We start from the raw sequence: 19,154 nt of genomic DNA, 5'->3' as shown, positions 1-19,154 counted from the left end.
ATAATGGAACAGCCGCCGCCGTTGACATTTCCCCTGTCAACGCCCTATCGCTGGCTGCATGACAACGACCCTCCGCCCCGCCGGGAACTATTACCGCCGCTAAACAGCGGTGGGTCTCTTGTCGTCCTTCAACCGCTGCTTGACCAGCGGTTGCCACTTTCAAAAAGCGATGCAGGTCCAGCAGCTCTCCAAGAAAGTGCTGATCCGTGACCTCTTGCCCTGCGCCAGCCAAGCCAACGCTTGGGATCATTGGCTTCGGTGCCTTCGGCCAACTGACCGCAAACCACCTGCGTCCGCAGTTCGCTATCCATGTGGCCGACACTTCGCCGGCTCTCATGGCCGCGGACGGGATCACCGTAACCGATCTGGAAGGCGCTTGTACCTGCGATATCGTAATCCTGGCAGTGCCGGTTTCCGAGCTTGAGGCCTTATGCAGCGACATCGCCCCCCTTTTGCGGCCTGGAACGTTGGTCATGGACGTAGGGTCGGTCAAAGTCGAACCCGCGCGGATCATGGCCGGGACACTGCCTCCCTATGTCGACCTGCTTGCCAGCCATCCCATGTTTGGCCCCCAGAGCATACGTGCCGGTACGCGCGGCCTGAAGCTTGTCCTGTGCCCGCTGCGCACGAACCGTGCGGGACGAGTCGCCGCCTTTCTCCGCAAGGAATTCGGCCTTCGGATCATCGTCGCATCACCCGAGGAGCATGACCGGGAGGCTGCCGTCACCCAGGGCATCACCCACCTGATCGCGAAGATCCTGCTGCGGCTGGAAGAACCGCGACGCATTACGACCCGCAGCTTCGACTTGCTTTGGGAGGCTGTTTCGATGGTCCGTCATGATGCGGCCGGCGTCTCGTCCGCCATCGAGAGCAGAAACCCATTTTCCGCAGAAGCGCGCCTGGCGTTTTTCAGGGAGATCGACCTTGTCCGCAGGGAACTGGCCGCTACTCAAACGCCGCGAGAAGCAATGCCTGTTCGACAAGGATTGCCTCTGTGCGTTAGGGCCCTGGCGAACAACGCTCCCCAAGAGGTGATCCCATGAACAGCCGCTCCGTTGCCGCCACGTACCCGGCCCACCGAGACGACATCGCCGATCTGGTCACGCGGCGCCCGGTGCCCGGCCCGGGCATCGATCAGGTCGATCCCTTCCTGTTCCTCAATCACCACGGCCCTCAGGTCTATCGGCCGGGTAACAACGGATTGCCGTTCGGCCCGCACCCGCATCGCGGATTCGAGACGGTGACTTTCATTCTGGCGGGCAACCTCGCGCATTACGATACCGGGGGACATGAGAGCGTCATCGAAGCGGGCGGCGTGCAATGGATGACGGCGGGATCGGGCCTGATCCACGCCGAAGTTTCACCGCCGAGCTTCAAGGCGACGGGCGGCCCGCTGGAAATCCTCCAGCTGTGGGTCAACCTCCCGTCGAGCCTGAAGATGACCGCACCTCGCTATACGGGTGTACAGGCGGGCGACATACCTGCGATTTCGATCGCCGAAGGACAGGGCACCCTCAACCTCATTTCGGGCGAGTTCAACGGCGTTACCGGCCCGATCCCGTCCCTCACCGGCGTATTCATGTCCACTGTTCGCCTATCCGCCGCCAGCGAGGTTGCTCTGCCAGCGCCCACGGGCCGCAGCGTGTTTCTCTACGTGGTCAGTGGAAATGTCGAGATCTGCGGAACGCCCGTCGACGCCTGGCACCTTGTCGAAGTCGCAGACGATGGCGACGTCGTATCGGTCAGGGCCGACAGTGACGCTGTTCTGCTGTTCGGACACGCCGAGCGGATCGGCGAACCCGTTGTGGCCCATGGCCCGTTCGTGATGAATACGCACGAAGAGATCAACCAAGCCATTCGCGACTATCAGGCCGGCAAATTCAACGGAACCGGCCCGCTGCTCGAAGTCGGCAGCTGATCCTGCCACATCCGAAAATCACCCTAAAATCGCCTCCGCCCGCATGGTCCACGCAGCTGGCCTAAAGCTTTCTTTACTTCATCCCGGTAGCCATGATCGGCCACAGGTTCCAGGCAGCCCATTCGAGATCGACCCGTTATGACCGGCCCCCGCATTTCCGTCGCCATGAGCGTTTACAATGGCGAGCGCTTCCTTGCAGAGGCGATCGAAAGCGTTCTCGCCCAGTCATTTACGGACTTCGAATTTCTGATCCTCGATGATGGTTCGCGCGATGGCAGCAGGACCATTATCGAAACCTACGCGGCCAAGGATGCCCGCATCCGCCCGATCATCCGCCAAAATCGCGGACTGGTCGTCAGCCTCAATCAACTGGTCGACGAGGCCCGCGCACCGCTGATCGCCCGAATGGACGCCGACGATGTCTGCCTGCCTGAACGGTTCGCACGCCAGATCTCCTTCCTCGACGCCCATCTCGAGCACGGCATTATCGGCTCGCGCATAGATTTGATCGACCCGGAAGGTCATCCCCTGACCCAGCTTTGTGAGGGATATCCGCTCGATCATTCCGAGATCATTCGCAATGTCGAACGCAAGCTTCCCTTTCTATGCCATCCTGCGGTGATGATGCGCCGCGACGTCGTGCTGGCGGTTGGGGGCTATCACAAGGCATTCCGCCATTGTGAGGATTACGACCTATGGCTGCGCCTTGCCAGCGTGACACAGATCGCCAACCTGCCCGAGCGTTTGCTCAAGTATCGACGATCGGCCACGCAAGTCAGCAATCGTCATAGTGGCGAGCAGATTATCGGGGCCGCCATCGCCTACACAGCGTACGAGGAACGGCTCGCCGGGCGGCCCGATCCGACCGAACATTTGGAGGGATTGCCGAGGGTGGCCCAACTCGACGAGCTTTTCGGTCGTCCCGGTATTGCCGCTGCCGTGCGGGCAAAGGTCGCCCCGGCCCTGCTCTATTCGCACGACGTGATGACGGGCAAAGAGTTTTCGCTTCTGACCGACTATCTCCGAGAGAACGGCGGCCCACTGCCCGGGGGATGGCAGACGGTTCTGCGCCTGATCAAGTGGCGCGCACCGATCCGCGGATCCCGGCTTGCGCTATCGCTGCTGGGGGCCCGGTAGGGTACGCTGAAATGAGCACCGCCTCCTCGCCTGCTCCCTCTGGAGCGAATGAAACCAAAGACGATGGTTCCGGCCGCGAACCCGCGGTGATGAGCGTGCGCGGTGCCGCCATATGGGCGATGGCAGGGCAATATACCGGATTCATCATCCAGTTCGTCACTTCCGTCCTGATCTCGCGCTTCTTCCTGAGCCCGGCGGAAGTAGGCCTCTTCTCGATTGCCATGGCCGCCGCGCTGTTCGTGGCAACCTTCCAGGATTTCGGCCTGTCCCGCTATATCGCCGCGCTGCCGGCCGTAACGAAGGAAGAAGCACAGCGATGCAGCACCATCGCCTCGATCTTTTCCTTCGCGGTCGCCGGCATCATCATGGCGATCGCCTGGCCGCTGGCGCAGTTCTACGGGCAAGCGGGCATAGTTCCACTGCTGGTGATCATCGGCGCGAGCTATCTCTTCCTGCCCTTCTCCATCGTGCCGATGGCGCTGATGGGCCGGCGAATGCAATTCAGCCATCATTTCGCCGTGAATGTGGGTGCCGCCATCGCCTCATGCGGCGTATCGCTCGGGCTGGCGGCGGCGGGATACTCTGCCTTTTCACTCGCATGGGGCACGCTGGCGGGCGGGTTTGCACGCGGACTGATTGCGCAACTGCTGAACCCCGCCCTGCCTTTCCCTCCCCGTATCGCCGGCGCGAGGAAGATCCTCTCCTTCGGCAGCAAGGCGAGTGTGCTCTATCTAAGCGGTGCGCTGGGCTCGCGCACGCCCGACCTGATCGTCGGGAAATTTACGACGCTGTTCGCCGTCGGCCTGTACAGTCGCGCGACCAGCCTGTCCGAACAGTTCCGCCAACTGCTCTCTGGAGCGGTCGGTAGCGTCTTCTTCCCCGCCTTTGCCCGCATCCGCGACCGAGGCGAACCGCTCGGCCCAGCTTATCTGCGCGTCACGGCGGGCTATTGCGTAACAGTCTGGCCCGGCATGATCGCTCTCGCTGTCGCGTCGGAAGCGATTGTGCGCATGCTCTATGGGGAGGCATGGATGGGCGTCGCGCCCTTGATGGCATACGTATCGCTCGCCTCGGTCATCATGAACGCGCTTCCGCTTGTGAGTGAGTTGCCGATCCTGGTGGGACGGATGAACAGGCTGATCGCCTACAACCTGTGCGATACCGCCCTTTCCATCATCCTGCTGGCGTTGGGCAGCCTGTACTGGGGCGTGGAGGGCGCGGCAGCTTCTCGCGTCGTCTATGCGGTGCTGTGGTTCCTGATTCATGTCGGTTTCATGCGGCAGACGGTCGAATTTTCCATGAAGGCTCTGTTTGGCGTCTACGCAAAGAGCTTCGCGGTGACGCTTGCGGCAGTTGCGCCGCTCACGGCCATGATAGGCCTTTGGCTTGGGGCCGACCGGCTGACCTTCCCGACGCTGCTGCTGGGGACCGTGCTGGGCGGTGTTGCCTGGCTGATCGCGATACGCGTGGTGCGCCATCCAACTTTCGAGGAAATCAGCGGCGTCGCGCGATCACTGCCGATCGTCAGGCAGCTATCCTTCTTCACCTCTTCGGAAATGCCTTCGCGATGATCGACGTGGCCGCCCTTTCAACCGTGACGCTTTCACGCGCAGACGGTCCAAGCCGTGAAAGTCCGCGTCCAATTGCAGAGCGGCAGCCCGGATATGACGAAGGGTTCGACTGGCACACGCTGTTCTACGATGTCTATCGGGTCGGACCGGACATCGTGTTCCAAGGCCCTCCCCTATTCAACCTGCTGCCGCTGCTTCAGCAGGAGAAGCCGTTTCGCGGCAAATTCCGCTGGCCATTCGCCAAGGCCCGGCACGTTTCCCGCGATAAGCGTGGTGAAATCTGGCTGCGTTCCACAGAGGATGTAATCGTCCTGGACGGACCGCTGGGGCAGCATCAAATCGCCGTGCAGCCCAATCTCTCCTCCCTGTTCGCAGGCCGGCGCGTCATCACAACTCTGTCGAAAGACAATGACCTGCGCTGGATTGCCGACTGGATTCGCTACTACGTGGCAGTCCATGGGGCGGAGGGTGTGCTGTTCTATGACAATGCGTCCTCCGCCTATACGACGGACGAATTACGTCGGACGTTGCAGTCGGCCTTTCCAGATATCCCCATCGCCGTCGTCGCCTGGAATTTCCCATACGGACCGGGCGGCGGCATAGACGAAAGCGGCCGGATGCTGCCCTGGGATTCCGACTACTGTCAGGTCGGTTCGCTGCAGCATGCCCGCTTCCGTTTCCTGACGACAGCGCGTTCGGTTCTTAATGTCGACATTGACGAGATGGTGATCGGCACAGGAACCCGCTCGGTCTTCGAGGCGGCTGAAGCGACGCGCGACGGGTTCATTAAATTTGCGGGTCGATGGATATCCGCTGCAACGCACGCGCCCATAACCTGGCAAGATCGCTGCCATCGAGACTTTGTTCTGCAAGATCCCGAATTGGACGAAGTGTGCCCGCCCAAATGGGCGATCGTGCCCGATCTCGCGCATCGCCATGGACATACATGGGGGGTGCACAATTTGTTCGGCTCACCCGCCAATCTCAAGCTGACGAATGAATTTCTGTACCGGCATATGCGCGCAATTTCGACGAACTGGAAAGAACCGCGAGCACACGGAAAAATCGCGGCAACTCAGCGCCACCACAGGGACGACGCGCTTCTGGCGGCATTTACCCAGGCTTGTCTGGTTGAGAATTTGGACTGAATCTGTGGCACAAAATGGAGATGATGAAGAGCCGTCACGGCAGGGGTCGTAGCCGCTGGGGCGTGAGGTCCGCGAGCGTTGGGCAACCCAGTTGCGCCATGGCGATTTCCATTTCCGACCGCAGCATGTGAATGACATGGGCGACACCCACCATGCCTGCGACGGCAAGACCATGAATATAGGGCCTGCCCAACAGTACCGCCGCAGCGCCCATCGCCACTGCTTTCACGACGTCCGAACCGCGCCTGATGCCTCCGTCGATCAGCACGGGGCACTCACTACCGGCGGCTGCGATCACTTCGGCGAGCAGATCGAGCGGGCTTGGAAGGCCGTCCAGCACGCGGCCGCCGTGATTGGAAAGGATAAGCCCATCCGTCCCTTCATCAACGGCACGCCGGGCGTCCTCTCCTAGCACCATACCTTTTATGAGAATTGGCAGACGCGTTGCCCGGCGCAGCGCAGCGAGATCGCTCCAGCGCGGCGATGCATCCGCCAGCGGCGTGTTGAACAGGATGGCCCCGTTCGCAACGCTCGTCTGGCGCAGGCGAACCATATCCTTGAGATTGACCGCATCCACACCCGAAGGCAGTGCGATTCCGGACAGTTTGACCGCAGCATCGATCGTGAGAACGATGGCCTGATATCCGGCATCTTCCGCGCGCTTGACCAGAGTCAGGCTGTCTTCGGGATCGGGCTGCAGATATAATTGGAACCACAGAGGCATTGAAGACTGCCCAGTCTCCTGACTTGCATCCCGCGCGGCAACGGCGATCTCTTCTATGGTTACGCTGGAAAGTGTGCTGGCAATAAATCCGGCGCCCAATGCCGCGGCAGCCCGAACGCTTGCGAGTTCACCTTCGGCATGAGCTAACCGTTGATAGGCGATCGGCGCGAGCAGGAACGGCGCCCGGTGGCGATGACCAAAAAGCGTCGCCTCCGTGTTGCCTGTGCGAAGGTCCTGGAAGGCCCGCGGAAGAAAGCCCAGTCGTTCGAATGCCCTGGTGTTCTGGCGCAACGTGAGTTCGGCGCCGGCTCCTTCCTGAATATGGCCCCAGATTTCTTCGCCCAACAGAGCGCGCGATTCGATTTCGTAGTCGGAAAGGCACTCAACGCTTGACGGAATAGCCAATGTTTTTCCCCAGTGACCTTCTTTGCGGCGAAATCGCGCCCGCGCCCGAAATCTTGATAACTCTGACGCGCCTGAGAATAATTCCGCTTCATATCCCCGGACGGTAAAAAAGAGCGGGGCGCACCCCGCTCTTTTTCGATTTAGTACTTTACGCTCAGCGTACCGATCACGGTGCGCCCAGCCGCCTGATGCGCGTAGTGCGTTGCATAGGCCTGATCGTAGTACAGCTTGTTCGAAAGGTTCAAGGCATTCACCTTCACAGAAATCTGATCGGTGATGTCATAGCTTGCCGAGGCATCAAAGCGCCAGTAGCTCGGCACATAGGTTGCGCGGGTCTTCGCGATCGTGACGACGCCGTTCGGGCCCGCCGTGCGGGAGTCCGAAAAGCCGCCGTAGACCTTGTCCATGTAGATCGCCCCGCCGCCCAGCGAGAGCTTGGGCGTAACCTTGTAGTTGGTGAACAGCGTGAAGCTGTTCTTGGGGGTATTCGGGAACTGATGGCCCGTTGCGGCAGCCGGAGCCGATCCGACATAGGTCACAGCGTTGGCACCAGTGCCGACCACGGTCGTGGTCACAGTGTATCCCGCGTTGAGGACCTTGGAGTCCATGTAGGTGTAACCACCGAAGATGCTCCAGTCCGCCGTTACATTGCCGTTGAAGCCCAGTTCGAAACCGCGAATGCGCTTCGTGCCGATGAAGGCGACATTGCCGTTCGCATCGGTGTAGCGTGCATTGGTGGTCCGGGTCTGGAATACGTCGGCAGTCAACGACAAGGCATCGTTGAAGAGGTTCCACTTGGTACCCGCCTCATACGAGGTCGTCTTCTGAACCTTCAGCGTGTTGGGATCGATCGTGGCAGACGCGACTGCGTTGTCCTCGCTTCCCTGCGCGAGGAACGAGCCTGGAGGAACCGCCGAGGTCGACGTCGATACGTAGAGCGACCCATTCTTGGCGGGCTTGAAAATCAGGCCGGCCTGATAAGTGAAGATATTATCGGTGCGTCGCTGCCAGGTACGGGCTGCCGTGTAAGGTGCAGCAACGGCGGCACTGGCGTTCGTGAGGTAGTGGTCATAGCGCCCACCGAGATTCAGCTTCCAGGCTTCGCCAAGGCTGATCGTATCGAACAGGCTAGCCGACCAGGTCGTGCTGTTTGCCAGCGTCCTGGAATTGGCCGGCCCGCGTATGATCGTGCCAACGTAGGGATCGTTCGGATTGGGATTTGCCAGACTGGTGCAGTTGTAGTTCGTGCCCGAAGTGGCGGTAGGACAACTGATTGACCCCGGCAGTGCAGTGTATGCGCCGGTGGCTGGATTGTACCCGGCAAAATAGCTGCCATAGGCCGACTTCTGCCAGCTGTACTCGGCCGAAGCAGCGAAGCTGTGCTTCAGGACGCCGGTGCTGAACTGGCCCGATACGTCTGCCTGATCGACCAGGCCGGTTTGCGAGGCGTAACGCGAATTGGCGCGGCGGCCCACCGTTCCATAGGCCGCGACATTGCCCTTCGAATCGTCGGGCTGCGTCCACAGGTAGTTCTGGGACGTATTGTTGTACCGCATGGTATTGCGAAGCTTGATGCCGCCATCGGTGGTGTGCTCGAACCGCGCGGTCATGGCATCGGTGGTCGTCTTGCGGAAATCGCGATCCACCAGACCGTAGAACGCGTCGCGGGGACGCACATCGGTGCCGGCCGGGGCCGTCTGGTAATTTATGGCGGGCTGGTTACCGATGATGTACATGTACGGGATGCCTTGGTCGGGCAGCTCGTTCGAATGCATGTGATACCAGTCCAGCGTCAGGCTGGTCGGTCCCGCCAGGCCGAACTTGATCGACGGCGCCACACCCCAGCGCTTTTGCCAAACCGCATCACGGCCGGCGATGTCCTGATCATGGTACATCGCGTTCAGGCGCACGCCGATGAAATCGGAAAGCGGCTGGTTGATATCGACAGTGAACCGCTTGTAGGATGCGTTTCCAAAGCCAGCGGACGCTGCCGCAAAGCGGTCGGCCTGCGGCTGCTTGGTGACAAGGTTGATCGAACCACCACCGTTGCCCGACCCGTTCATGACGCTGTCGGAGCCCTTTACGACTTCGATCGATTCCACGGCAAAGGTTTCGCGGGACTGGGCAGCGATGTCGCGCACACCGTCAAGGTAGGTCGAAGCCTGCGAGTCGGTACCACGGATAAACGGGCGGTCGCCAACCGGATTGCCGCCCTCGCCAGCGCCCATCGTGATACCGGGAACGGTGCGAAGCGCCTCAGCCAAAGTGGTTGAGTGCGAGTCCTCCAGCATCTTGCCGGAGATCACGGTGATGGAACGGGGGGTGTCCACCAGAGGCGCCGTCGCCTTGGGGCTGGAGAGCGTCTCTACCTTGTAGCCATCGTCGTCGATTGCGGTGTCGGTAACTGTCATGCCGCCCAGGCTTGGCGCCTTCGCTTCTGCGTTAGCTTCCTGCGCGGCGGCAGGTGCCGCTGCGAAACCTACGCAAGAGAGAGCGAGATAGGCGGGAGCTGCCGCAGCAGCTTGCTTGCGAAACCGGGAAATAGTCACTGGAACCCCTCATGTTGCCGCACGATTGCGATTACGTGCAGCTAATGAGAATGATTCTCGATATTATCAAGTGCAAACTAGAATGATTTGCAATAAAAATCACGAAGGCGACGAATCACGCGCGATCAAACCAAATTAGCGCCAGAACCCAGAAGGCCTGACGCAGACTTTTTACAATAATCTCGTGATTTTTAATTCTTAACTTGTCTCTACACCGCTGAATTTCGTGCAAACAACATTCCGTGCGCCACATCTATTTGTAACTTATTAATTTCAAATCATTTCCATAGAGGGCACCTGGACGCTTTCGCCTGATGCTCGCGCTAGGAATTGCCGAGTCTCCGACGCCGGCTGATTTTTCTGCGCGAATGCAGGCAAACGCACTCAAGTGCGTCGACGGTCGGGGTCGACTGCTCCCGGAAGCCAGACAAAAAACGAGGATGGAACATGACGCAAATGCTAATGCGTCGCACCCACACACAAGGTGAATCATCTCATTCAGGTTCCGTTTAACTACCTGAACACGGGGAAATCGCAGGTTCCTCCCGCGACGATGCGGATTTGACAACTCGCAATCTGGACCCGATCAGGCGAAATCAGGCACCCGCCAAATCCCTCTTCAGGAAACTCTCTGTCCGCACATGAAGCTGCTGCCACAATCCATACGAGGGCGCCTTCTGCTCACCGGAATCGTGCTAACGGCGGCTGCGCTTATCGCAGCGACCTTTGCCATTGATGCGATCATGGACAGTTTCGTTCGGCGAAACCTGAATCAAAGCCTCGACGGCCAGATAAGTCTCCTGATCCGCGCGGTGAAAAGCGACGGTGAGGTCGATGTGAATATGCTTCAGGAAATTGGCCCCTACACGCAGTACCGCCGGGGCTGGGCCTGGAAGATCGAAACGCCGACGCACACCTACACGTCCAGCAAGGAACTACGCGCTCTCGATTTCCAAGAGGAAGGCGATCGCGGCCGCGAAGGCCACTTCAAGGGACCTCCTGAGACGCTGATGACGGGCCGGGCGGGCGATCTGTACGTGCGCATCCTTGAGAAAGAGACGCCTTCGGGCATTGTCCGGATCACGGCAACCGCCCCCCACATGGTCTATCGAAAGCTGCGCGATAGTGCCATCACGCCGGTTCTAGCGACACCTGTGGGCCTAAGCGCCGCACTCCTGCTGGCCTCGATATTGCAGCTTCGCATCGGACTGCAGCCGCTGGACCGCATCAAGAAAACCCTTGCAGACATACGCTCCGGCAAAATCCAGCGCGTTCCAACCGATCAACCTCAGGAACTGCGGCCTCTCGTCGAAGAGATGAACGATCTTCTTGATACAAACGAAGTTGCGCTCAGTCGCGCGCGCGGGCACGTTGCCAATCTCGCGCACAGCCTGAAGACGCCGCTGGCGACCCTTTCCGTGAAGCTGGCCGACGATTCTCGCGATCCGAATGGCGATCTTGCGGAACTCGTAACCCAGATCGACCGCGCCATCAGACACCATCTCGGACGCGCGCGATCGGCGTCTCCAGGGGCACCTGGAGGTCAACCGGTCAACGTGGCGGACACGCTGGCGGACCTGATCGTCGGACTACGCCGGATCTACATCGATCGCAGCGTCGAGTTCAGCATCGACGCCCCGCCTGAGCTGACGGTCCGCTGCGATCCGCAGGATCTGCAGGAAATGCTGGGCAATCTGCTGGACAACGCCGCTAAGTGGGCCGCGTCGCACATTGCCGTTTCCGTATCTGACGAAGGCAGGCAAGTGCGCATCGATATCGAAGATGACGGAACCGGACTAGACGTGGCGGCCATTGCGCAGGCCCTGCTCCCCGGCGGCCGGCTCGATGAGAATGTGGAAGGCCACGGCTTCGGCTTGCCAATCGCCCGAGAACTCGCAGAACTTCACGGCGGTTCCCTGGAACTTGCGCGCTCGGCGCGCGGCGGCCTGCGCGCGACGCTTCACTTGCCCAGGTGGGGAATTTAGCCGGGCACCCGCCCCAGTTGATAGCCACGGCCGCGCACGGTCTGGATCATGTCCGACCCGATCTTGCGCCGCAAACGCCCGATTATAACTTCCAGCGAATTGGAATCGGCGTCGGCGTCGTACTCATAGACCCTGTTGATGAGATCCCTACGCTCGACCACGGTGTTTTTGCGTAGCATCAATGCAGACAGCACGCGCCACTCGAAAGCGGTAAGACGCAGTGGAAGCCCATCGAGTTCGAATTGCCCCAGCTGCGCATCGAAGGAAAGAGGCCCACAAACGATCCGGGCCGCGACCTGTCCACTCGATCGCCGGATCAACGCCCGAAGACGCATTACAAGCTCCTGCACTCTGAACGGCTTGGTCAAATAATCATCCGCGCCAGCCTTGAAGCCCGCCACCTTGTCTGCCCAGGCATCACGTGCAGTCAGAATTAGGACGGGGAAAGTCCTTTCCTCATCACGCCAGGATTGGAGAACAGTCACGCCATCGACTTTGGGCAAACCCAGATCGAGAACGACGGCATCGTATTGTTCCGTCGAGCCAAGATGCCTGCCGTCTTCTCCATTTTTGGCAAGGTCGACCGCAAAATTTTCCTTGCGCAGCGTTTCGACGACGACCTCTCCCAATCCAGCGTCGTCCTCCACAACCAGCACTCGCATTGCAATCTCCAAGTTCGCCATACCGTCAAGGCAGGCCGTTCACGATCCGCGATAAGTCAAGCAGCCGTCGACCGGCCATATCTGCCGATCGTTTCGAACAAGTGGCTGATAGCGTGCTGTGCCGGCTTAGTCCAACGGGAGCGCGCCTCAACCGTTACCAAGCTGGTGGCATCGAAACCGCAAGACGTTGACGAATGAAGGCATCCAAAGTGCCCTCAACCTTACCGGCGAGCGAGGCGCGCGCTGCGACCATCCGGGTTACATCTTACGGAAAACGTTCAAGAAAAGCGGAAATCCGCCGCACGATCTGCTGAATTATAAACTCAATCTGAACGACCGAATTCAGCTTGGGTAGGTCAATAGCGGATAGCTATCGGCAGATGACGTATACTCAAGACCGATCCCTTCCGCCCTGCCGCGAACGTGCGCTGGCGGCGCTGGGAAAGACGTTTCGATGAGGCGGTTGCACACAGGCGCGCGCAACAGACAGGGCGCTGCGCAGACATCGGTAATCCCGGTCAATACCCTGGCGTTCAGCGAGCGCCGAGCGCTGCTCTTGCTACGCATCGAAGCGCATCCTGAAAGTAATCCCCGCGTCGGCGAGGAACACATCTTCGCGAACATGCCCGATGAGCTACGGAAATCTTACGCAGATGTCGCGCGAGAAGCCGTCAAACATGAGCTCATGGTACTTCTTCCTCGATCGCCCTTTCTGAGCAAGGATGAGAACACCCTGCTCCACCGCCTCTCGGCCTTGCAGAGACCGTCGCAATCCGGCCGCTGGATCCTCGCGAACGATCTTCAGCGCGCGTTGAGCCGCTGCGCAGATCTTTTGGCGGAAAACGGCCGCAGGCTTCCGCCACGACCTGCGCTGCTTGAACCCGAAGCGTCTGCGAGCCCTTCCCTGCGGATCGTGACGGCAGACGAAGGTTCCGGATCGGGAAATGGCCGAAAAACATACTCCTGGCGCAGGCGCATGTGGGATGGCTCCAGCGAACCTGCTCCTGGAACGCTGGTAGATCGCGCGCTGCAAATCGTGCGTACAGCCCGCGAAGCAACGACCGCCGACTTCCTCGCCGCAGGGATAACCTACCAGTACCTGTCCGCACTGCGTAAGTTGGGTTACGTGGAACGCGTGAGCCACGGCGTTTATTGTTATCCCCGCCGGCTTAGCAAATGACCGCCATCTGGGCTCTGTAGGAGACGGCGTCTTCCCGGCTACGCCGATATTAGCTGGCGAGGCGCTGGAGGTTATTCAGGTGATCAATCTTCGCTTGCTGTGGGCGGCCCTTGTGCGATCAGGTTCGATCCTCGCTACCGATCACCACGGTCTCTTTGCGCCCTTCGCGCCACCTTCCCCCGCGCATCACATCCGCGCTGCACGCGAACAGTATCCGGGCTGAGGATAGCCCCGGCCCCGCCACGTCATCAGGTGCGCCACGCCTTTCTCCGCCGTTTCAGTCGGCGCGGCCGGAAGCGACTGTAAAGCTTCCCAATCTTGGCGCGCGGCACGCCTCAAACCTCAACCGGCTCCTTTGGCAAAGTCAGGCGAACGAGCACGGGCATCGCGAGCAGCACCAGCGGATATTGCAGCAGCAGCCCGGCGATGATGGCGATGGCCAAGGGTTGCTGGATGCCCGAACCCTGCCCGATCGCCAGCGCCAGCGGCAGCAACGTCAGGATCGCCGCCATCGTCGTCATCGTGATCGGGCGCACGCGGTTGCGGCTCGCCTCGCGCGTTGCCTGAGCGGGCGGCATGTGGCGGGACATTTCCTCGAACTCGGAGACATAGAAGATCGCCATCTCGGTACCGATGCCGATGATCATCGTCATTCCCATCAGCGCGGTGATATTCAAGTCCACGCCTGCCAGCCACAGCGCGGTAAACACCGCCGTGGTCGAAAGCAGCGAACAGCCGATGATGATCACCGGCAGCCACATCCGGCGATAGAGCACGAGCAGCAGGATGAACTCCGCGATCAGCGCCGCGCCGAACACACGCATCAGGCCGGCGAAGGCGATCTGTTGTTGCTGGTAGAGCCCGCCCATTTCGTAGCGCACACCGGGGGCCAACGCACCAGGCTTGTCCAGCGCGGCGGTCACGTCGGCAACCGCCGCACCGATCCCGCGCCCCTGGATACGGCCGGTGACGGCCACCATCGGCTCCAGGTTCTCGCGCGCGATCTGCGGCTGGCCGGCAACCGGCGTCAGCGTGGCGACGCGCGAGAGGGGGAACAAGTGCCCGTCGCTAGCCCGGATCGGCAGACGCGCCAGTTCGGTCTCGCTCATGGTCGTGGCGTTGGGCAGCCGCACGCGGACGTCCACGCTCTTGCTCGCTTGCGGCAGGGTTGTGGCGATAGTGCCGCTGAGTGCGTCGGAAAGCTGCGTCTCCACATCGGCGGGCGCCACGCCCTCCAGCCCAGCGCGCACCGGATCGACCGCCACGTCGATGGCGTCACCCGCCAGTTGCACGCCGTCCTTCACCTCGACCACGCCCGGGATCCCGGAGATGACCTTGGCGACCTTCTGCGCCTGCCCTTCCAGAACGGAAGGATCGGAGGAGAACAGCTTCACCTCGATGGGCTGGGGAACGGCGGTAAGATCGCCGATCAGGTCCTCCATAAGCTGCGCTACTTCAACCTCGACGCCGGGAACCTTCACCGCCACTTCGTCGGCAACGGCGGCAGCAAGGTCTTCGGTCGGCGTGGCATGGTCGGGCTTCAGACGCACGAAGTAATCGCCGTGGTAGCTCTGGCCCAGATCGCCGCCAAGGCCGGTGCCCAGACGACGGGAGAACGTCAGCACTTCCGGGTTGTCACGCAGGATGCGGTCCACTTGCGCGATCTGGCGCGTGCTCTCATCCAGCGAAGTGCCGGGCGCGGTATAATAGTCCATGACGAAGCCGCCTTCGTCGACCTTGGGCATGAAGCCGGTGGGTACGTTGGTATAGCCGATATAGCCGACCACCAGCAGCGGCACGAGGATAGCGCCCAGCAGCCACGGCTTGCTACCCAAGGCATCGAGCGCTCGGTCATGCGTGCGGCCCAGCCGCCCCTCGCCCGCCGCTCCGGGATCGCGCCACTTGTCGAAATCGACCAGCCAGCGCACCAGCACCGGCACCACGAACGCCGTCATCGCCCAGGATATGGCCAGCGCCGCAGCCATCGTCACCGACAGCGCCTTGGAAAACGCCCCGGTCACCCCGGTCAGAAACGAGAGCGGCAGGAAGACGATCAGCGTGGCAAGGCTCGATCCGGTGAGCGGCGCCATGAATTCACGCGCGGCGGGAAACACGGCCGCCTCGCCCACAACCGCTCCATCCTGCCCGACAGCCCCCGCGCGGCGGGCGATATGCTCGACCATGACGATCACGTCGTCGATCAGCAGACCCACGGCCGCCGCGATGCCGCCCAAAGTCATGATATTGAACGACATGCCAAGCGCGCTCAGCACCAGCACCGTCGCGGCCAGCGTTGCCGGCACCACGATTGCCGCCACCAAGGTCACGCGCCAGCTGCGCAGGAACCACAACAGCACCAGTCCCGCCAGCACCAGCCCGATCAGGACGGCGTCGCGCACGCTGGCGACCGAATGGGTGACCAATTCACTCTGGTCGTACCAGTTCACTAGCCGCACGCCGGCCGGCAGCTTCAAGGTCTTGAGCTTTTCCTGCACCTGCTGCGAAATCTGCACGGCATTGCCGTCCGGCTGCTCATAGATGTTGAACAGCACCGCCGGTTTTCCATCTTCGACGATGCGCTGCCATTGCGGGACAGTGCCGTTCTGCACCGTCGCCACATCGCGCACGCGCACCACGCCGGCAGGATCGGACTGGACGACGATATTGCCGACCTGATCCGCGCTCGGCACGCTGCGATCGGCTATCACCAGCGAAAGCCGCCCGCGATCCTGCACTTGCCCCACTGCGCTCAGCACGTTGCCACCCCGGATGGCGGCGGCAAGGTCTGCCATGGCAAGGTTGTGATCGGCCAGTCGCTGCGGATCCGCCAGAACTTGCACTTCAGCGGTCTCGCCCCCCTGCACGCCCACGCGCGCAAGGCCGGATATCGAGGATAGCAGCGGCGTGATCTGATAGCGCGCAAGGTCCTGTAGGGCGACCGGATCGGAACCATCCGACACCAGCGCGTAGGAGATGATCGGAAAGACTGTCGGGTCCATGCGTCGCACGTCATACTGCGTGCCGGTAGGCAGTGTCGGCAGGATGCGCGCGATGGCGGAATCGACCATCAGCGTGCTGGAAACCATGTCCCGACCCCAGCCGAAATCGATGGAAATCTGCGCCGAACCGCGACTGGTTTCGGAGCGGACATCCTGCACGCCGGGCACCGCGCGGATGGCTTCCTCTACCGGGCGCGTCACTGTAAGTGCGGTCTGATCCGCCGGGCGGCTACCAGCATCGAGATCCACCACAACGCGCGGGAACGAGACTTGCGGAAACAGCCCGATCGGCAGCGAATAAGCCGCGATCAGGCCGGCCAGCGCCATCGCCAGTGCGACAAGGATGAAGGCCCGCGACTGCGAGCGCAGCAGGCGTTCGATCATTATTGCCCCCGCCGCACGGCATCACCGTCGTTCACCTGATAGGCGCCCTCTACGATGATCGGCCGATTGGCATCGACCGCGCCGTCAACTACGTCCCCCTCAGGCGTGGACAGGCGAATCTGCACCGGCACCGCCTTGGCCTTGCCAGCTACGTCCTGGAACACCCGCGCCGGACCGCCGGCAGTCACCACCGAGGCGTGCGGGACGACCCAGCCGGCCACTTCGCCGGTACGGATCGCCACTTCCATGCCTTCACCGGGCAGCAGCGCGCCGGCCGGAAAGCTGAGGTCGACATCGACCATGCGCGTCTTCGGATTAAGCATGTGGTCAACACGAACGACCTGTCCGGCAAGGCTGTCACCGCCGGAAAGGCGCTTCATACTGGCCTTCTGACCGGGAACTACCTTGTCCCGATCGGCCGGGTCGATGCCCGCGGTCACCAGAATGCCGCCCGAGCGCGCCAAGGTCATGATCGCGCCGCCCGGCTGCGTGCGGTCGCCCGGTGCGGCGCTGACCGCCGTTACCACCCCTGCGAACGGGGCCACCAAGCTCTGCACTGCATTGCCCGCGCCTTCCGCCTTCAGCGCCGCCAAGGCGGTGTGCGCATCGGAAACACCTTTGTCCGCCTGCGCCAACTGGTCACTGGTGGCGAGGTGCTGCGAAAGCAAGTCGGCCGTGGAGCGGCGCTGCTTTTCCGCCGCAGTCACCGCCGCGACGGCCTGCAGAAAGGCACTGCGCGCGGAAGGGGCGACGGTGAAGGTTCCCAAGACTTGCCCCGCCCGCACCGCACTGCCTTGCGTAACGGAAAGCGAGGTCAATTGCCCCGGCTGTGCCATACTGACGGTCTCGGTTCCCGCCTCCGACGGTGAGGCCGTTCCATAGGCGGTGATCGTAGCGGGAAGCGCGCCGCGCACCGGTTTCGCCACGGTGACCATAACGCTGGGCGTCGGCGCGGGATCGGACGAACCGCTGCCGCATGCGCCCAGTATCAGTGTTGCCGTCGCGAGGAGGAGTGCCGCGTTTCTCAATGGCTTGCTCCCGGTTCGGCCGGCAAGCCCGCGACGGGCAGACCGGCGCCCACCAGCGTCTGAATGGCGATCTGGCGATCGAGCAAGGCTGTCTCCAGCGTCATGACTTCCTGTTCCCGGGTAAAGCGGTTCGAGACGAGATCGAGATAGGCCCGCTCGTCGAGATGGGATGCGGCGAAGGCCGAGCGGGCATTGTCGGCCGCGGCGCGGACGGCGGGCAGATCGCGCCGTGCGATCTCCAGTTGCGCCGAAAGCTGTTCGGCCTCGGAAAGCATCGCACCGACTTCGCCAGTGGTCGCGGCGAGACGCGCGGTATATTCCGCGTGGAGCTGCGCACGGGTGGCATTGGCGATGGCGACATTGCCCTGATTGCGGTCGAAAATCGGCAGCCCCAACGTGACGTCCGGCCCGCCGCTGATCACTTTCGAATTGTCGCTGGCGACGCTGCCGCCCAGCACCAGATCCGGGAACTGGGCAAGAATCGCCTGCCGCACATTTTCGTCCGCAGCCGCGTAGCCCAAACGCAGCGCCAGCAGGTCGGGCCGACGCTGTGGCAGGTCACCCAACCCAGCCCTGATCCCGGCCGGATCAAACGCTGGCAGTTCCACCCGGTCAGCCAGCGGCAATATGGCATCGGGCTGGAGGCCGAGCAGCGCATTAAGCTGATGACGCAAGGCAAGCTGGTTCTGGTCCTGCGTATCGAGCGCGCTGCGCGCCGACTGCAGCGCCACGCGATCCGGCGCGACGTCCGACAGAGTGACGGTGCGCGCCAAAAGCGCCTTCTCAAGCCGCGCATTTCTGTCCCGCAGCAGTTCGAAGGAGGTAACATACAACGGACGGGCGCGAGCACTCATGATGAGGTCTACTGCCAGTTGACGCGCCTTTCCGGCGACTTGCCATTCCTGCCACACGACATCGGCGGCGACCTGCCCCTCTGCGTCGCGCGCGGAACGGCGCCGGGACTTGTAGGTGATCAGAGCCTTCACATCCTGCGCCAGACCAAAGTTCCAGCCTGGCACAGTGCCGGCGCCGGAGATCAGGGGGAGGAAGGCGGCCGTCAGCGACGGGTTCGGTAGGATCCCTGCCTGCCTGCTCTGCCCGGCGGCGACATCGCGGCCCAGCCTTGCCGCCTTGAGATCAGGATTGTTGGCCAACGCCAGAGCGACAACGTCCTCCACGCCGAGCGGGCTTGCCGATACGGGGGCGTCCGTCAGTTCGCGCGGACTGCCAGCCAACGCCGCCGATTGCCGCAACGGCAGCGTCGCATAGTGCGCGCATCCGGCAAGCGCCGCGATCGCGGCGCAGGACGCGCCAAAGCGCGGCAGCCTCGCCGATATTCTCGATCGCAGTACAGCCATGGCAGTTCCGTTTCGGCGCTTCATGGATACGGCCTTATCGCAAGGAAGATTTGCCCTTGGTGATCTCAACATTAGGAAATCCCAACTTGTCAGGCGGTAGGGAGTA

General features: G+C 61.8%; 13 protein-coding genes. 7 read left to right on the top strand and 6 right to left on the bottom strand.

The genetic code is table 11. The features are described from left to right. Positions 1–206 precede the first annotated feature (206 nt). The 5 genes from WBP07_RS30370 (at position 207) to WBP07_RS30350 (ending at position 5,774) form a co-directional block, all read left to right on the top strand. Positions 207–1,043, top strand: coding sequence for a prephenate dehydrogenase/arogenate dehydrogenase family protein (locus tag WBP07_RS30370; protein WP_395396957.1), 837 nt, complete (start codon positions 207–209; stop codon positions 1,041–1,043). Beyond that, positions 1,040–1,918, top strand: a complete 879-nt coding sequence (locus WBP07_RS30365) for a pirin family protein (protein ID WP_395396956.1) — start codon at positions 1,040–1,042, stop codon at positions 1,916–1,918. Before WBP07_RS30370 ends, WBP07_RS30365 begins: the two co-directional genes overlap by 4 nt. A 138-nt stretch (positions 1,919–2,056) precedes the next feature. Next, positions 2,057–3,055: a glycosyltransferase gene (locus WBP07_RS30360; protein ID WP_395396955.1), complete on the top strand. Its 999-nt coding sequence runs from the start codon at positions 2,057–2,059 to the stop codon at positions 3,053–3,055. A gap of 11 nt (positions 3,056–3,066) precedes the next feature. Next, positions 3,067–4,626 (top strand): oligosaccharide flippase family protein, encoded by a 1,560-nt coding sequence (locus WBP07_RS30355; RefSeq protein WP_395396954.1) that lies wholly within the window; start codon positions 3,067–3,069, stop codon positions 4,624–4,626. Further along, the gene (locus WBP07_RS30350) at positions 4,623–5,774 is read left to right on the top strand and encodes a hypothetical protein (protein ID WP_395396953.1); all 1,152 of its coding nucleotides are present in this window, start codon (positions 4,623–4,625) and stop codon (positions 5,772–5,774) included. Before WBP07_RS30355 ends, WBP07_RS30350 begins: the two co-directional genes overlap by 4 nt. 34 nt (positions 5,775–5,808) lie before the next feature. On the opposite strand, the gene WBP07_RS30345 is transcribed toward WBP07_RS30350, so the two are convergent. Further along, positions 5,809–6,903, bottom strand: a complete 1,095-nt coding sequence (locus WBP07_RS30345) for an alpha-hydroxy acid oxidase (protein ID WP_395396952.1) — start codon at positions 6,901–6,903, stop codon at positions 5,809–5,811. Positions 6,904–7,043: 140 nt separating this feature from the next. Further along, positions 7,044–9,314, bottom strand: a complete 2,271-nt coding sequence (locus tag WBP07_RS30340) for a TonB-dependent receptor (protein ID WP_395396951.1) — start codon at positions 9,312–9,314, stop codon at positions 7,044–7,046. 779 nt (positions 9,315–10,093) lie between these two features. On the opposite strand from WBP07_RS30340, the gene WBP07_RS30335 reads away from it, so the two are divergent. Further along, complete coding sequence (locus WBP07_RS30335) at positions 10,094–11,437, top strand: sensor histidine kinase (RefSeq protein ID WP_395396950.1); 1,344 nt, start codon at positions 10,094–10,096, stop codon at positions 11,435–11,437. Here the strand turns inward: WBP07_RS30335 and WBP07_RS30330 are convergent. Continuing rightward, positions 11,434–12,099 (bottom strand): response regulator, encoded by a 666-nt coding sequence (locus tag WBP07_RS30330; protein WP_395396949.1) that lies wholly within the window; start codon positions 12,097–12,099, stop codon positions 11,434–11,436. The genes WBP07_RS30335 and WBP07_RS30330 overlap by 4 nt on opposite strands. Before the next feature lie 454 nt (positions 12,100–12,553). On the opposite strand from WBP07_RS30330, the gene WBP07_RS30325 reads away from it, so the two are divergent. Next, positions 12,554–13,279: a type IV toxin-antitoxin system AbiEi family antitoxin domain-containing protein gene (locus WBP07_RS30325; RefSeq protein ID WP_395396948.1), complete on the top strand. Its 726-nt coding sequence runs from the start codon at positions 12,554–12,556 to the stop codon at positions 13,277–13,279. 335 nt (positions 13,280–13,614) lie between these two features. On the opposite strand, the gene WBP07_RS30320 is transcribed toward WBP07_RS30325, so the two are convergent. The 3 genes from WBP07_RS30320 to WBP07_RS30310 are packed head-to-tail and all read right to left on the bottom strand — an operon-like array spanning position 13,615 to position 19,048. After that, positions 13,615–16,662, bottom strand: coding sequence for an efflux RND transporter permease subunit (locus WBP07_RS30320; RefSeq protein WP_395396947.1), 3,048 nt, complete (start codon positions 16,660–16,662; stop codon positions 13,615–13,617). Then, positions 16,662–17,690, bottom strand: coding sequence for an efflux RND transporter periplasmic adaptor subunit (locus tag WBP07_RS30315; protein ID WP_395396946.1), 1,029 nt, complete (start codon positions 17,688–17,690; stop codon positions 16,662–16,664). The genes WBP07_RS30320 and WBP07_RS30315 overlap by 1 nt, the downstream gene beginning before the upstream one ends. Then, complete coding sequence (locus tag WBP07_RS30310; RefSeq protein WP_395396945.1) at positions 17,687–19,048, bottom strand: TolC family protein; 1,362 nt, start codon at positions 19,046–19,048, stop codon at positions 17,687–17,689. The genes WBP07_RS30315 and WBP07_RS30310 overlap by 4 nt, the downstream gene beginning before the upstream one ends. Between the last annotated feature and the right edge of the window lie 106 nt (positions 19,049–19,154).

Source organism: Novosphingobium oxfordense, assembly GCF_044029435.1.
Taxonomy (GTDB): domain Bacteria; phylum Pseudomonadota; class Alphaproteobacteria; order Sphingomonadales; family Sphingomonadaceae; genus Novosphingobium.
This window is presented reverse-complemented; position numbering and strand designations above follow the sequence as displayed.

Coding starts and splice junctions, on each gene's coding strand:
- WBP07_RS30365 (WP_395396956.1), top strand. CDS start 1,040: ATGAACAGCCGCTCCGTTGCCGCCACGTACCCGGCCCACCGAGACGAC.
- WBP07_RS30360 (WP_395396955.1), top strand. CDS start 2,057: ATGACCGGCCCCCGCATTTCCGTCGCCATGAGCGTTTACAATGGCGAG.
- WBP07_RS30355 (WP_395396954.1), top strand. CDS start 3,067: ATGAGCACCGCCTCCTCGCCTGCTCCCTCTGGAGCGAATGAAACCAAA.
- WBP07_RS30350 (WP_395396953.1), top strand. CDS start 4,623: ATGATCGACGTGGCCGCCCTTTCAACCGTGACGCTTTCACGCGCAGAC.
- WBP07_RS30340 (WP_395396951.1), bottom strand. CDS start 9,314: ATGACAGTTACCGACACCGCAATCGACGACGATGGCTACAAGGTAGAG.
- WBP07_RS30335 (WP_395396950.1), top strand. CDS start 10,094: ATGAAGCTGCTGCCACAATCCATACGAGGGCGCCTTCTGCTCACCGGA.
- WBP07_RS30330 (WP_395396949.1), bottom strand. CDS start 12,099: ATGCGAGTGCTGGTTGTGGAGGACGACGCTGGATTGGGAGAGGTCGTC.
- WBP07_RS30325 (WP_395396948.1), top strand. CDS start 12,554: ATGAGGCGGTTGCACACAGGCGCGCGCAACAGACAGGGCGCTGCGCAG.
- WBP07_RS30320 (WP_395396947.1), bottom strand. CDS start 16,662: ATGATCGAACGCCTGCTGCGCTCGCAGTCGCGGGCCTTCATCCTTGTC.
- WBP07_RS30310 (WP_395396945.1), bottom strand. CDS start 19,048: ATGGCTGTACTGCGATCGAGAATATCGGCGAGGCTGCCGCGCTTTGGC.